The 14,003-nt window shown below is 67.7% G+C and carries 11 protein-coding genes and 2 pseudogenes; 4 read left to right on the forward strand and 9 right to left on the reverse strand.

From position 1 onward, the window contains the following. Positions 1–315 precede the first annotated feature (315 nt). The 4 genes and pseudogenes from ACZ7IB_RS47190 to ACZ7IB_RS47205 all read right to left on the reverse strand — a co-directional run. Positions 316–443, reverse strand: a pseudogene (locus ACZ7IB_RS47190) (IS21-like element helper ATPase IstB); the annotation flags it as partial. An 893-nt stretch (positions 444–1,336) separates the two neighbouring features. Next, complete coding sequence (locus ACZ7IB_RS47195) at positions 1,337–1,960, reverse strand: CBS domain-containing protein (protein WP_470921403.1); 624 nt, start codon at positions 1,958–1,960, stop codon at positions 1,337–1,339. 44 nt (positions 1,961–2,004) lie between these two features. Then, on the reverse strand, positions 2,005–2,466 hold the full coding sequence (locus ACZ7IB_RS47200; protein ID WP_470921404.1) for a cyclic nucleotide-binding domain-containing protein: 462 nt from the start codon (positions 2,464–2,466) through the stop codon (positions 2,005–2,007). A 176-nt stretch (positions 2,467–2,642) separates the two neighbouring features. Beyond that, entirely contained in the window at positions 2,643–3,989 is a 1,347-nt protein-coding gene (locus tag ACZ7IB_RS47205) for a nicotinate phosphoribosyltransferase (RefSeq protein ID WP_470921406.1), read from the reverse strand. A 271-nt stretch (positions 3,990–4,260) separates the two neighbouring features. Between ACZ7IB_RS47205 and ACZ7IB_RS47210 the strand changes: the two genes are divergently transcribed. Next, positions 4,261–5,166 (forward strand): universal stress protein, encoded by a 906-nt coding sequence (locus ACZ7IB_RS47210; protein ID WP_470921407.1) that lies wholly within the window; start codon positions 4,261–4,263, stop codon positions 5,164–5,166. Here the strand turns inward: ACZ7IB_RS47210 and ppk2 are convergent. Further along, positions 5,156–5,977 (reverse strand): polyphosphate kinase 2, encoded by an 822-nt coding sequence (ppk2, locus tag ACZ7IB_RS47215; RefSeq protein WP_470921409.1) that lies wholly within the window; start codon positions 5,975–5,977, stop codon positions 5,156–5,158. The two genes, ACZ7IB_RS47210 and ppk2, sit on opposite strands and share 11 nt — an antisense overlap. A 274-nt stretch (positions 5,978–6,251) precedes the next feature. On the opposite strand from ppk2, the pseudogene ACZ7IB_RS47220 reads away from it, so the two are divergent. Then, a pseudogene (locus ACZ7IB_RS47220) lies at positions 6,252–6,944 on the forward strand (FAD/NAD(P)-binding protein); the annotation flags it as partial. A 33-nt stretch (positions 6,945–6,977) separates the two neighbouring features. Here ACZ7IB_RS47220 and ACZ7IB_RS47225 read toward each other — a convergent pair. Further along, positions 6,978–7,895, reverse strand: a complete 918-nt coding sequence (locus tag ACZ7IB_RS47225) for a pyridoxamine 5'-phosphate oxidase family protein (RefSeq protein WP_470921411.1) — start codon at positions 7,893–7,895, stop codon at positions 6,978–6,980. 226 nt (positions 7,896–8,121) lie between these two features. Here ACZ7IB_RS47225 and ACZ7IB_RS47230 point away from each other — a divergent pair, with 226 nt between their 5' ends. Both ACZ7IB_RS47230 and ACZ7IB_RS47235 read left to right on the forward strand, forming a co-directional pair. Continuing rightward, the gene (locus ACZ7IB_RS47230) at positions 8,122–8,796 is read left to right on the forward strand and encodes a CBS domain-containing protein (RefSeq protein ID WP_470921412.1); all 675 of its coding nucleotides are present in this window, start codon (positions 8,122–8,124) and stop codon (positions 8,794–8,796) included. Between the two features lie 465 nt (positions 8,797–9,261). Continuing rightward, positions 9,262–10,137, forward strand: coding sequence for a universal stress protein (locus ACZ7IB_RS47235; RefSeq protein ID WP_470921413.1), 876 nt, complete (start codon positions 9,262–9,264; stop codon positions 10,135–10,137). A gap of 344 nt (positions 10,138–10,481) precedes the next feature. Here ACZ7IB_RS47235 and ACZ7IB_RS47240 read toward each other — a convergent pair whose 3' ends face one another. The 3 genes from ACZ7IB_RS47240 to ACZ7IB_RS47250 are packed head-to-tail and all read right to left on the reverse strand — an operon-like array spanning position 10,482 to position 13,747. After that, positions 10,482–12,146, reverse strand: a complete 1,665-nt coding sequence (locus ACZ7IB_RS47240) for an IS1182 family transposase (protein WP_470921414.1) — start codon at positions 12,144–12,146, stop codon at positions 10,482–10,484. Positions 12,147–12,159: 13 nt separating this feature from the next. Next, positions 12,160–13,338, reverse strand: coding sequence for a hypothetical protein (locus ACZ7IB_RS47245; protein ID WP_470921415.1), 1,179 nt, complete (start codon positions 13,336–13,338; stop codon positions 12,160–12,162). Between the two features lie 4 nt (positions 13,339–13,342). Then, positions 13,343–13,747 (reverse strand): hypothetical protein, encoded by a 405-nt coding sequence (locus tag ACZ7IB_RS47250; protein ID WP_470921416.1) that lies wholly within the window; start codon positions 13,745–13,747, stop codon positions 13,343–13,345. Positions 13,748–14,003: the final 256 nt, after the last annotated feature.

Here is a 14,003-nt window from a genome sequence, read left to right on the forward strand (position 1 = left end):
GATCCGAAAACCGCTCGCCCCCCACCGACTTCACCTGTCCCGGCCTTGGCACACCCAACACAACGAGCCGACACCCTCAAAGTCACCGGTATTGCGTCTAGACCCGAATCCGACTCGCCCTGGTCAACGAGATGGTCGCTGAAGGAACCACATCCGCAACTGCCGTCCCTGGGGAAATTTTCGTGACCGCTGTCACTTGTGGTGTATGACGGGTACAGGCTGGTGCATGTGCTTTCACCAGGGCACTTTGGCGAGCTGAGCGAGGATGGTCCGCCGCCTGTGAGGGCGGCGGACCATCGAAATCAGCGGCAGAGGTCAGCCGGTTTTGGCAGGCTCTTCGGCTCGGGCTCGGGTGCTGGCGAGACGTATGAGTCGGTGCCGGTTTCGATGATGGTGCCGTTGAAGGTGAGGCGGTCGACGATGGCCGCGCAGAGTCCCGCATCGACATGCCGCCGCGATGGTCACGCCGGATCGCCGCATACAGCTCGACCTTTGACATCTGCGGCATGACCGGCACCTTTCACCAAGACCATTCCGATGCTGCCCTGGCAAGAGCCCACGTGCCTCCCAAACTCAGGTTCTGGCACACATTCCGTGAAAGATCTCGCTGGCTCTCGTCGGCAGGAGGCGCGCATCATGTGAGCTGTGCGGAGCACGCGTCACCGGGGTCCGGCGAAGCCGGACTCAAGATCGATGTGCGCCAGAACCCACGACTGCTCGACAAAGCCACACGGCCGTGGCGACAGTCGGCTTGATCAAGGAGCACCCCGCCCAGGGGCGAGACCGACCGCTACGGCCCGGCTGGATTTCAGTAGCTGCACTCTTTGCCGTGCCAAACCTTCCTTCGGGAAGCCAGGGACCGCCGTCCGGGACGCCGAGGTCGCCCGGGAGATCGGGGTCAGCCCGGAGGGCCTGTGGGACTGGGTGAAGCAGGACAAGATCGACCGAGGTGAGGGGCTCCCGGCGAGCCGGCCACCGTCGAGCGGGACGAGCGCAACCGGCTCCGCAAGGCAGCCGCTGAGCTTCGCATGGAGAAGACCACCTATGGCGTCAAGCGGTTGTGCCGGATCCTGGGCCTGGCTCGCTCGTCTTTCACGGGGCCCGCGGCAGCGAGTGCAGCAGTCATGAATTCCGCAGTGAGTTAGGGAAGTTGAGGCTCCGGCAAGGCGCCGGACGGAACGGATCGTGCTACGACGCCGCCGAGAGTTTCTTCGCCGTCCTCAAATCCGAGATCGGCACCGCCTTCTGGGCGAGCCCGGAAGCGGCCCGGGCCGACGTCTCCCGCTTCATCACAGTGCACTACGACCGACGACGCCTGCCGTGCCTGGTGGGAACTTCAGCCAAGTTCCATGCGCACGTCCACGACGCCTTCGACCGCGCGAATGGCCCGAGCCAGCAGTGGCACCAGGGCACAGTTCTGAAGGGGTCCTTGCAGGGTGACGACACCGTCCAGCACAGAGAATTCCACCCGGTCCGGGGGAGAGAGTTCGGCGACAACAGCGGATCGGATCTCCTCGTCGATCTCCTCGTCCGGGCGCAGGAACACCTTCAGCAGGTCGCTGCGGCTCACGACGCCCTCCAGCATGCCGATGTCGTTCACGACGGGCAGTCGTTTCACTCGCTTGCGCGCCATGATGCGGGCGGCCTCGGCGAGCGTGGCGTCGGGGTGGACGGTGACGGCTGGACTCGACATCAGCTCCTCGGCCAGCACGGCGTCGGCTTTGGACGCCTCCTCCAGTTGGCCGGGCAGCTTCGGGTCGTCCTGCCGGAACTCCTCCTTCGGCAGCAGGTCCGCCTCGGAGACGACCCCGATGACGCGGCCCTCGCCTTCGAGGACCGGCACGGCGCTGACTTTCCACTGATGCATCAGCTCGACGATCTCCTTGTACGAGGCCTCGCGGCCGATGGCCACGGCCGTGTGGGTCATGACGTCGCTGACGGTGTACCGGGATGCAGCCACGGGGTGCTCCGTAAGTTGTTGGGTGGCCCGGTAGGGAGGCGTGCTCACACAAACCCGCCGCTGCCATGAGGGGCATAGAGATCGAGCAGACGGATCCGAGTGGCCTGCAACCGGTGGGCGAGAACCTGCCCGACCCAATGGCCGATGGCCGAACCGAAGGCGGGATCTGCGTCCATCATCATGCGTACGGTCGCCGCGTCGAACTCATGGGTACGGACAGGTGTCATCGCCTCTGCTCCGAGGTGCCAGACGTAGGGCTCGAACAGCCAGGCCCAGCCGACCAGTTCGCCGGAGCCGAGGCTTTCGATCGCTGCCGGGGAACTGCCCGGTACGCGGATGTCCAGCGTGACGGTGCCCGAGCGCAGGATCCAGAAGCGGTCTGCGCGGTCCCCTTCTCGGAAGAGGCGGACTCCCTCCGCGAAATTGACCTCCTGTCCGATCTGCATCAGGCGGTCACGGTACTTGGCAGGCAGGGCTGCGGTGATGCGAGTCGGAGAAGCGCTCATCGGTGTCCTCCTCTGTAGCCTCCGGTTTCAGCATCGCCGGACGGCCGGTTCACGGACATGGGCCGACCGGCCCCTGCCGCGGTCCCGTCCGGCCCTGGTGGGCAGGCTCTGCGATCTCGGAGCACTTGACGGCTCTGTCGGCCGAGTCATTCCTTGCGCCCGATCGCGAGATCGGATCAGACGGCTCCGTGAGTGCCACCCAGCAGATTCTTCTCGATATACCGGCGGACATCTGAGGTGAGTGAGCTGAGGCGTTCTGAGAGTTCCGCTTTTGGCGCGGTGGGCGCCCGGATGGTGCGGGCCGCGGGTGGCAGTGCTGCGAGGTCGGTCATGAACCTTTGACGGGCTGTGTCCAGCTTTGCACGTTCCGAAACGCGTCGCCCCTCCCGCATGACCGACTCCAGCAGCGGGATGCCATCCGGCGGTGGCTGCTCATCGACGAGGGCTATCAGATCCGCGTATCCCGGCCTTCGGAACACCTGCTTACGTCCGGGCGCCGTCACCTTGGCCGAAGAGAGCTTCATCATCGGCCGGCCGTCGTACTCGACCAGCTTGTACGCGGAATCCAGGTAGGGGGCATCCGCACAGACGCCGATCCGGGTGCCGACCGCGTAGGTGTCGATGGGCGCTTCGGAGCGGACCAGACGGTCCACGGCGAACTCGTCGAGACCACCGCTCGCCACGATCCGTGTCTCCTGGAGGCCGGCAGCATCGAGGATGGTCCGCGCCTGTACGGCCAGGGCTCCGAGGTCACCGCTGTCCAGCCGGATGGCGCTGCCCGGACCGAGGCCCAGATCGCGCAGTACACGCGCTGCTGTCGCCACGCCTGTCACGGTGTCGTAGGTGTCCACGAGAAATGTCACCTGGCCCGGATGGGACCGGGCGAAGGCCCGGAACGCGTCCTCCTCGGCGCCGAACGCCTCGATGTACGAGTGGGCCATCGTGCCGACCGCGGTCAGGCCCTCCGAGTGAGCCGCCGCCACGTTGCTGGTTCCGGCGAAGCCGACCATGGCACCCAGCCGGGCGGCCTGGTGTCCGGCTTCGATGCCATGAGTGCGGCGCAGGGAGAAGTCCACGACCGGGTGTCCGTCGGCGGCCAGGACGCACCGGGCGCATTTGGAGGCGACGGAGGTCTGATGGTTGAGCTGGTTGAGTACGTAGGTCTCGACGAGCTGGGCCTGCGGGAGAGGCGCAGTGATTTCCAGCAGGGGTTCTCCGGCCAGCACGACGTGCCCTTCGGGTACTGCCCGGACTTCGCCGCTGAATTCCAGGCCGAGCAGCGGTGCCAGATCCTCGGGCCGCCGTCCCATCACAGAGGCGAAGACGTCCACGTCGTCTGCGTCTACACGATAGGCGGAGAGGAAATCGAGGACCGAATCCAGCCCGGCACAGACAAGGAAGCCTCGGTCCGGCGGCAGATTGCGCACGAACAGACTGAACGTCGCCGAGCCTGTCATGCCCTCGCTCAGATACGACTGAGCCATCGTGACCTCGTAGAGGTCGGTGCTCGTGGCATTCGACATCGACGGCACCTTCCTCCCCGTCGCGTCACCCCTTCCGGGACTGCCGCCCGGCCCCCGCGCCCTCGCGCCGCACCACCCCCTGCACTCCTCCCTCCACTATCGGCCTCCTGCGTCTTGCGGGCCAGCCAGACGCCGGGGCGGCAACCAGCACCGCCGAGTCCTTCTGCCGCTGCCAAAGAGCATGTCGTGCGTGCGGACCACACGAACGGCCCGCTGCAGTGAAACTGTGAGGGCAGGTACTTCTTACCCGGTCGAGTGGAAGGCGGTGGGAATGATGAAGCTGTCCCTGGTCTCGGGTGTGGACGGATCGGAGACCAGCCTGCGGGCGGTCGACTGGGCCGTCGACGAGGCGGCCCTTCATGGGCTGCCGCTGCGGCTGGTGTACGCGTCCAGGTGGGAGCAGTACGAGGGCGCCGCGCCGGCGCTCAGCCTCGGCCGTCCTTCGGAGCAGGCGCTCGCACACAGCATCGGCGAAACCGCCGCTGAGCGTGCCCGCCGCCGTCATCCGGACGTCGACGTCTCGGTCGAGGTGACGCCCGAGGACGCGGTGATCGCCCTTCTGCACGAGGGGGACAACGCCGAGGCACTGATCACCGGGGCGCGTGGCCGTGGCGGGCTCACCGGACTTCTGCTCGGCTCGGTCAGCCTCGCCGTAGCCGCGCGGGCCCCTTGTCCCGTCATCGTCGTGCGCGGTGACAAGGCCGGTATCGAAGGCACGCATGGGCGGATCCTCGTGGGTGTCGGGGAACCGGAGGGAGGATCGGCGGCGGTCCGGTTCGCCTTCCGTGAGGCCGGGGCAAGGGGCTGCGTCCTGGATGCCGTACATGCTTGGCGCTGTCCGGCGCACAACCGTGCCGACCCCCGGCGTACTGCCAGTGAGTACCTGTACCACAAGGAACGTGCGGCGACCCTGATCGACGAAGCGGTGGCTGAGTCCGTACGCGATTACCCGACGGTCCGGCTGCACTCGGCTGCGGTTGAGGGAACGGGTGCAAAAGTGCTGGTCCAGCGCTCGGCCGCCGCGGACCTGATCGTCGTCGGAGCGCATCGCCGCCGCGGCCACCTCGGACTCCAGCTCGGCCGAGTCGCTCATACCCTGCTCCACCACGCCGACTGTCCGGTGGCCGTCGTACCTCTGGCGGCCCGGTCGTGCGAGACCCCTCGCCTCACTTCCTGAGTTGCGACGCGTGGTCGGGGACGTACGTCTGAAGGTTCCTCGGCGGCCGCTGGTATCCCGTGGGCGGAGGTCGTCGAGGTAGTTCGATCACCGGCGGAGCAACTGCCTCATACGGCACGGTCGACAGCAGATGGGCGATCATGTTGAGCCGGGCCCGGCGCTTGTCGTCGCTCTCGACGACGTACCACGGAGCCTCGGAGATGTCGGTATGGACGAACATCTCGTCCTTCGCCCGGGAGTACGCCTCCCAACGGGTGATCGATTCCAGGTCCATCGGTGAGAGTTTCCACCGGCGGGTGGGATCCCGCAGCCGGCGTCGGAACCGCTCCTCCTGCACCGCGTCACTCACCGAGAACCAGTACTTACGCAACAGAATGCCGTCCTCCACCAGCATCCGTTCGAAGATCGGGCACTGGCGAAGGAACCGCTGGTGTTCCTCCATGGTGCAAAAACCCATGACGCGTTCGACGCCCGCGCGGTTGTACCAGCTCCGGTCGAGCAGGACCACTTCCCCCGCGGCTGGAAGGTGCTCGACGTAGCGCTGGAAATACCACTGGCCGCGCTCGCGCTCGGTGGGACGCGGCAGCGCGACGATACGCGCCAACCGGGGATTGAGGTGTTCGGTGACGCGCTTGATCGTGCTGCCCTTGCCCGCCGCGTCACGTCCCTCGAACACCACGACGAGCCGAGCGCCTTCGGCCCGCACCCACTCCTGGAGCTTCACGAGCTCGGTCTGGAGCCGGTACAGCTCCCGCTCGTACAGCGAGCGCGGCAGCCTTCCGGGTTCGCCCGAGCCTTTCCTGTCCGACATGGGATGACGTTATGGAGGAGACCATGCTCGAAGTCAAGCGTCAGCGCCGAACGTTCGCTGCGCGGACCCGGTACGGCGTGCTCGATGAGGCAGGTCGGCGAGCGGATCGGTTTCACCAGCTCGTCGACCACTCTCGACCACGCGTTCCGTCCAGACACGGATCGCCCTGTTGCCGCCACCGTGTCACGCTCTCGCACGTAAACGCTTATCTCAGGATTTTGGCCTCGACCGATTGGGCCACCCACAAACCCGGCCCCGACGCCGGTGAGTCGTGATGGTGGCTTCCGCACCATCGACTGCTCGGCCGGGAACCGTCCCTGTTCCGTACCGGGTGGTGGAACGCGAGGCCGAGACGCCCGACACCGCCACGATCGTCCTGGAACCGGTCCGCTCGGCCCTGCAGCCCTTCCCTCCTGGGCAGTTCGCGATGGTGTACGCCTTCGGCGTCGGCGACATCCCGTTGTCGGTCTCCGGGATCGACGGGCACCGGCTGACGCACACCGTCCGCGCGGTCGGAGCGGTCTCCGGCGCGCTGCACGGGCTGCGGCGCGGTGACACGGTCGCAGTGCGCGGTCCGTTCGGCACCGGCTGGGAACTCCCCGCCGCAGCTGGGCACGACCTGCTCGTCGTGGCGGGAGGTATCGGTCTGGCGCCGCTGCGCCCGCTCGTACGCGACGCGCTCGCCACCCCCGAGCGTTACGGACGGCTGAACGTTCTCATCGGAGCGCGCACGCCCCACGAGCTGCTCTACGGCGAGGACGTTCGCGGCTGGCAGCCGGCTGCCCGGGTGTTGACCACCGTGGACCGCGCGGACCCGCTGTGGCAGGGCGAGGTCGGCGTCGTCACGACCCTGCTCGACCGGGCCGGCTTCGGCCCCGGGGCGTCGGCGGCGTTCATCTGCGGCCCCGAACCGATGATTCGCGCCACCGCCGGCGAACTGGTGCACCGCGGCGTCGGTCCGGAGAAATGCCCGCCGGGCGTCGCGTCAGTCCGCTGTCAGTCACTGATCAGCCGGACTGATGCGCCGCCCTGTGAGGTGTGTGGGCCGGATCGACACCCATGTCTCGCGTTCGCCCCCTGCCCAAGGTGTGGTATGGGCTCGATCGGCGAGCTGCCGCAGCGCGTCGGGCTCTGTAACGATCCGCGCAGGGCCTACGGCAAGCACGCTCCAGCCCTGGCTCATGGCCTCGTCCACGTGGTCGACCTCGAATGCGACATCTGTTCCCCCGGCCATCGCAGGCACTGAGCCAGGCGCGGTCCGGAAGGCAATAATGTCATCGATGACCTCGTAGTTCACCGGAAGGACTGCCGGGCCATCAGGTGTCGACACCGCGATGCGTCCTACGCCGTGCGTGGAGAGCCGGGCGCGGCATTCGTCGGGGCCGAGGTCCAGCAGTTGGGGGTGCAGGAGGGCCTGGCCCTGGCCGGGTGGCAGATCGATGCCGCCTCCGCGCAGGGCTGCGACGGTGGTGCCGAGTGCGTCGGCCAGGCTGATGAGACTTGCCGGACTCGGGTCAGCCGGCCGTTGTTCGAGGTATGCCAGGTAGTCCGGCGCCATTCTGGCGCGGCGGGCTGTTTCTGCGCGGCTGAGCCCTTGTCGCTCGCGTTCCATGGCCACGCGCCGGCCGATGTCGCCGGGGTTGGGTGCCCCATCGGGCCGGACCCTGGCGGACTCGGCACCGGCCTCACTCGTGCCCGGCCGGGATGGGGCGTGGGACATACCGGGCCCGTGTTCAAGGTGACGGATATGGGCGTCGGGCCCGGGGAACACGAGCGTCACCTGGTCGGTGTCCGACCAGTGCACGTCGTAGGGAGGGGTTCCGTCCTCATGGTGCAGTCCGACAATCTCACCGTCGCGCCTGCTGGCGCCGGTGGCCGGGCTTTCGACAACAAGTTGATCGCCGAGGTGAGCTCGCATGATCGCCGCCGTTTCCTCATCATGTTGCTGTACCCAACGTGCCACGAGTGACGCGTCGCCGCACGGGACGAGAAACGGTGATTACGCGGGGCCGAGCAGGCCTGTATCGGGCCCACTGGTTCACCGGCGAGCCTGGCCGACTCACCCGCGCGACTCGCGGGCGACAGGTCCTGACCCGCTCGACACATGACCATTACTGGCCGTCACACCCCGAAGGAGAAGCCCCATGCACCACCGATCGGTCGCAGAGCTCATGACCCGAGACGTCGTCCGGGCACGGCGTGACCTGCCGTTCAAAGAGATCGTCGAGCTGTTGGCGGAGAACGATGTCACAGCGGTACCCGTTGTGGATGAACTGGATCGTCCCCTGGGTGTTGTGTCCGAGGCCGACCTGCTGCGCAAGTCTTCCGACCAGGCCGATCCGACCGGCCGGACACCGATTCCGCATCTGGAGGCGTGGGAGCGGGCCAAGGCCGAGGGGGCCAGGGCCGAGGAACTGATGTCCGCTCCCGCGGTGTGTGCGCGTCCGGAGTGGACCGTGGTCGAGGCTGCCCGCCTCATGGAGGTACAGAACGTCAAACGGCTGCCCGTCGTGGACGAGACGGACAAATTGCTGGGCATCGTCAGCCGCAGTGACCTGCTGCGGGTATTCCTGCGCCGTGACGACGCCATCTACGAGGAAATCAACCGGGACGTACTGCAGCGGACGATGGGTCTGGCCCCCTCGGAGGTGACGGTCGAAGTACGTCAGGGGCAGGTCGTCCTCGGCGGATCCGTCGAGTTCAAGAGCCTGATCCCTATCATCGAACGGCTGTGCCGGAGCGTTGACGGTGTGGTCTCCGTTGCTGAGCATGTCGCCTACCGGACCGACGACATCCGGACTTCCCGCACCGACACGTGAGACATTCGCCCCGCAACCCGCCCACCGCGCACCGCAACAGCAGGGCAGTCTGCACCGGCCCACGGCAAGGCCGACCGAGCACGGAGCAGGCCCGCGAGGAGGACTGGCTCGTTGTGCCGGATTGTCTTGCTGGCAGCCCGTTCCACCATTTCAGGGAGGGTCCCCGCAACCCGTCGATGCCCAATCGCCAGGGGAATGACCACCGTTCTTTCTCCTTGTGCGGACTCCGTGCCCCTGGGAGTCCTGCCACATCGGGGTCCGCATGCGACACCAGGAGATTTGCGGTACTTCTCGTATGAGGAGAAGCCGTGCTCGGCGCCCCGGCGCGGATGTTCACACCATTGATTGCCCTTCACCCTCGTCTGTCTGGGCCCAGACAGACGGCACAAGGACGGCAGAAGGCTGGGCAGGCGGACTTGTTCGCCGTTATTCCACTCTGAGACTTACGAGACGGAGGCAGTCGCCATGGAGCCAGTCGTCACCGTGGGCCTCGACGGCTCACCCGAGAGCCTTACCGCTGCCCGTTGGGCCGCCGACGAAGCCGAGCGGCGCAAGCTCACGCTGCGTCTGCTGCACGCGTGGCCTCTGCTGGTGCCGGAACCGACCCGCGTTCCTGCGGAGATGGATCAGAACTACTGGGCGAGGCGGATCGTGCACAAGGCGCGGACGGAGCTCCAGGCCCGCCACCCGGGCCTTCCCATTGTCGGCAACCTGGTGGCCGACGACGCCCAGCACGCGTTGCTGCGAGCGGCATCGGAGTCCGAGATGATCGTGCTCGGCTCGCGCGGACTGGTGCCCGTCGAGAGCTATTTTCTCGGAGACATCAGCATGCCCGTCGTGGCACGGGCCGACAGGCCGGTGGTCCTGGTACGCGCCGAAACGAGCGAACAAGGGCCGCAACCCGCTCCAGTTGTGAAAGGCGGCGTGGTGGTGGCACTGAAACTGCACGGCCCCTGTGACGACCTGCTCGAATTCGCCTTCGGCACCGCGGCAGCGCGAGGCGTGCCTCTTCGAGCCGTCCATGGCCAAAGCCTGCCGCTGGTCGCTTACGCACCCTGGGGCGTGGATCACGACGTGACGGACGAAATCACTCAGGATGCGCAGAAGCATCTCAACCAGATCCTCCGCCCCTGGCGTGACAAGTTCCCGCTTGTGGCGGTGGGCGACAGCATCGCTCTCGAAAGCCCCGCCAAGGCTGTCGTACGGGCCGCCCACGGTGCCGGGCTGCTGGTTGTCGGCCGACGCAAGCACCGCCCCGCCCTGGCACCACACCTGGGCCCCGTGGCCCAAGCCGCCATTCATCACGCGCGCTGCCCTGTCGCCGTCGTCCCTCACGACTGAAGTGAGCACCACGGCAGCCGATCATGTCGGTACATCAGGCCGGTGAGCCCGTACGCGAGACCCACGCTCCGATCGAGTTGTCCGTCGACGACCGTGCCAACAGGCTCAATGAGGTCTCTGGGAGACGCCTGCTTGGCGTCGGTATCGGTGGCCGGGGCCCCGGGGCGGACGGCATCGTCGTTCTGGCGCTCGAACTCTGTGATGGCCTAAATGGGGGGTGCCATAGTCGTCCTTCGTCAAGAACACAGGAGAGGTATCGCGCTCAACGGCGCCTGCACCGGCGTACCCGTCAACGACAACAAGATCTGAGCTTGACTCTGTCGGGGATCTTGGAATCAGTGGTGTCAACCACGGCTGCTTCTCCAGGACTTCGGCCGGTGGATATTGTGCTGGTCCAGGAAATTCTGGAAGGCGGTGGGCTGTCGGGGCGGGGGTGTTTCTCCGGCTGGCGGCAGTCCGCTGAGTCGCTCGATGTTGACGGCGATGGCGGTCAGGACGTGCTGGATGTGGGTTTTGTCCTGGCCTCGGTAGCGGCAGCGGCGCATGTCGTGGCCGTGGGCGAACTCGTTGACGGTGCCCTCCACCCCGGAACGGACTGCATACCGGGTCTTCCACTCGAGTGTCTGCTGCTCGGTACGGACGCGGAGCTGCAGGTCGCGGAGTTCTCGCGGTGGGAAGCCGACGTTGCGGGCGCTTTCGCGGGAGGTGGTGCACTGGGCGCGGACTGGGCAGGGTCGGCACTGGCCCTTGGTGAACCGCGCCACGATCAGGGGTGCCGCGGTGGGTGAGGACGTTGGGTAGGGGCCGTGCCAGCCCTGACTGACCTGGCCCTGGGGGCAGGTGACCTGCCGGCGGTCGAAGTCGATGTGGAAGTCGTCACGGCTGAAGCCCTCGCCTCGGCGGTGCTGACGGGTGGGGTTGCCCGGCATCGGTCCGGTGAGGGTGACCCGGTGTTCGCGGGCGGCCTGTTCCAGATGGACCAGGGAGGTGTAGCCGCTGTCGACCAGGTGCTCGGCGGGCAGCAGACCGCGGCGCCGCAGCCGGGTGTGGATGCCGGGCAGGACCTGACTGTCGTGCGTGGTGGCCGCAGTAGTGGCCACATCCGTGATCACGTTGGGGCCGTCCGGAGCACAGGTTTCGGTCAGATGGGCCGAGAACCCTCTCCAGCTGACGATGTGTCCGTGACGTGCGTAGCGGGCCGAGGTGTCGTAGGGAGAGACGATCGCCCGGGACGATGGCGGAAGCCCGGGTTTGCCGTCCTCCTCCGTGCGCCAGAGCAGGCGGCCCGCAGCATCGCGGTAGTAGTTCTGGACCATGATCTGCCGCAGGGCCTGGACCTGGCGGCCGAATGCCCGGCCTGCCCCGTGCCGATAGAGGTGTTCCAGGAGTCGGGCGGCGTCGTTGCCGGTGGCAAGGATCCTGGTCTTGGGCCGGGTCGGATTCTTGCCCAGGCGGACCGGTCGTCCGTAGCGTTTCCCCCACTCCTCATCGACCAGGCCGACGAGCAGGTGCCCGGCAGCGCCGGCGACTTCCTCCAACGCGGCCCGCACCGCCTCGGTGATCAGTTCCAGCCGTGTCAGGTCACGCACCGCGGCCAAGACATGGGTGGAGTCGGTGCGCTGCGTGGTGCGCTCGCGCACCAGACCGGCGGCTTTGAGACGGGCCAGTGCGAGGTCGAGGAGGCGGTCGGCACGCTCGCCCTCGGCGAGACGGTCACGGAAGTCGGCCAGCACGCTGTGGTGGAAGCCGGGGTCGTCCAGCTCCATGGCCATGGCGTACTTGAAGTCGATGCGGCAGCGCACCGCCTCGGCGGCCTGCCGGTCCGACAGACCGAGCAGGAACTGCAGCACGCAGACGGTGGCCAGTTGAGCGGGCGAGAGGCCCCGACGCCCGTCCCGTGGGTACCAGTCGGCGAAGTCCTCGTCGCACCACAGCCCATCCAGCCGGTCTCTCACCCACATCGCTGTCGTGCCCTTCGGATTGCTCGCCCGCGCGACCCTCGTGGTCAAAGGCGGGATTTGCTCACCGGAACGGGGGCGAAGGGACAACGGGCACCTCGGCAGCTACAGCGGTCATCGGAACGACACGAGCATGCCTGTTGACCAGGCTGCTGCACCGCGAAACTCCAAGATCCCCGACAGAGTCAAGCTCAGAGTCGGTAAACAGGTGAGCCCTGGGAGGCGCGAACGCTGGGTTTCTCCGGTCGTGCATCAGGCGGCAGGCCGGATCCCCGGGCACGAGCGAGGCCGGCCCGGCCGGTGGCGGGCGGTTATTCGGTGGGGGTGGGGTGGGTGTCAAGTGGCGGGTGAGGGTGTCGCCGGCCTCGGGGGTGAGTGGGCCGGTGGGGTCGAGGCCGAGGTGCTCGGCGATCTTGCGGGCGTGGATGCGGGTGGTGGCTTCCAGGAGGAGGGCGTAGGTGTTGGTGGCGGTGTGGGTGCGGGTACGGGCGGTGATGGTGAGGGTGAGGGTGATGAGGGCGGCAGGCCACCACCAGGCGGTGAGGGGGAGGTAGAGCAGGGCCCAGGCGGTCAGGGTGGTGGCACGGGTGAGCGTCTGCCGGGCGGCGGTGATCTCGGTGCGGGTCTCCTCGGGCAGGATCAGCCACAGATGGGGCCATACGGTGGACAGGTCGACTCCGTGGTCGCGCTCCAGGCGGACGGCGGCGGCGTTGAGGCGGTCGCCGCTCCAGGTGGGGCGGGCGGGTTCCTCCGGGGCGATGCGGGTCATGGCGCGTTCGGCGGAGTGCCGGGCGGTGGGGTCGGCCCGTCGGCCGAGGGCCAGACCCTCTGCGGCGCTGTCCCGGAGGTCGTGCCAGGTGCGGGCGGCTGTGGTCCAGCGCTTGTGTCGGCGGGTGGTGTGCCAGGCGGCGAGTCGGCGGAAGGGGAGTGGCCAGGTGGGCCAGTCGGCGGCCAGCCAGAGCCGTTCGGCCAGCGAGCCGAGGACCTGAGCGGCGATTCCGGCTGCGGCGGCGCTGGCCAGCACGGCGACCAGCAGCACGACCTGGCCGCCTGCTGTGTCCGTGTCGGGGTGGTTGGCCCAGGTGGTGATCTGGCCGGTCAGGCGGGCCAGGTCGAAGGGGTGGGCGTGGCCGAGTGCGTGGGCGGCGGCAGCGACGGCGAGGTAGAGGGCGCCGGGCAGGACCAGCAGGGACAGCCACCGCTCGGCGAGTTTCTGACCCAGTGCTGTGAGTAGCCCGCCCACCGGGTTAGAGCCGTTCCCTGCGCAGGTCGGCGTCGCTGATGTGGCAGTGCGGCACCGAGGCGGTGGCCTGGGGCCACCAGTAACGCGCGCACAGCCCGGCCGGGCACAGATACACTCGCTCGCCCGGCCCGCTGATGCCGCCCGGCTGTAGGCCGCGGGTGCCCGACCCGGTGCCGGCGTAACCGTCCAGTCCCAGCGGATCACCGGTGGCGGCCTGCAGGACTGCGTGCAGCGCGGTCAGCGGGCCGGCGAGGTCAACGCCGTCCCGCACGGCGGCCAGCACCTGCTCCAGCGCCTGCTCCGGCGCCTGGTCCTCGCCCGGCTCCTGGCGCAGATCCCGGCGGATCTCGTCCAAATACGCGCAGGCCACCGCCAGCCTGTTGGCGGCCTCCCCATGTCCGTCGACCATGTATCCCCCGTCTGATCTGTTCTCGCCTTCGGCGCGCTTCGGGTCAACTACCCTAGTGTGGTGCGGGGTTGTTCGGCACCACCGAGCGTACGCTGAGCTTTTCCGTGATTCCAGGATGGGTATGCCACCGGGGGCATGTCGGACCGAACCGCGAGCATGGGACTAAGCCTCGATCCACCGACGTGCTCTGAAGATGATCTCTTGATCGTTTGGTGAGCTGGTTTCGGTCGGTGGTCGTGGGTGGGCAGGTTGTTTC

This window comes from Streptomyces sp. NPDC037301, from assembly GCF_055602785.1.

Excerpts from the sequence above, each read along its gene's own strand:
- ACZ7IB_RS47200 (WP_470921404.1), bottom strand. The coding sequence starts at position 2,466 with ATGAGCGCTTCTCCGACTCGCATCACCGCAGCCCTGCCTGCCAAGTAC.
- ACZ7IB_RS47205 (WP_470921406.1), bottom strand. The coding sequence starts at position 3,989 with ATGTCGAATGCCACGAGCACCGACCTCTACGAGGTCACGATGGCTCAG.
- ACZ7IB_RS47210 (WP_470921407.1), top strand. The coding sequence starts at position 4,261 with ATGATGAAGCTGTCCCTGGTCTCGGGTGTGGACGGATCGGAGACCAGC.
- ppk2 (WP_470921409.1), bottom strand. The coding sequence starts at position 5,977 with ATGTCGGACAGGAAAGGCTCGGGCGAACCCGGAAGGCTGCCGCGCTCG.
- ACZ7IB_RS47225 (WP_470921411.1), bottom strand. The coding sequence starts at position 7,895 with ATGCGAGCTCACCTCGGCGATCAACTTGTTGTCGAAAGCCCGGCCACC.
- ACZ7IB_RS47230 (WP_470921412.1), top strand. The coding sequence starts at position 8,122 with ATGCACCACCGATCGGTCGCAGAGCTCATGACCCGAGACGTCGTCCGG.
- ACZ7IB_RS47235 (WP_470921413.1), top strand. The coding sequence starts at position 9,262 with ATGGAGCCAGTCGTCACCGTGGGCCTCGACGGCTCACCCGAGAGCCTT.
- ACZ7IB_RS47250 (WP_470921416.1), bottom strand. The coding sequence starts at position 13,747 with ATGGTCGACGGACATGGGGAGGCCGCCAACAGGCTGGCGGTGGCCTGC.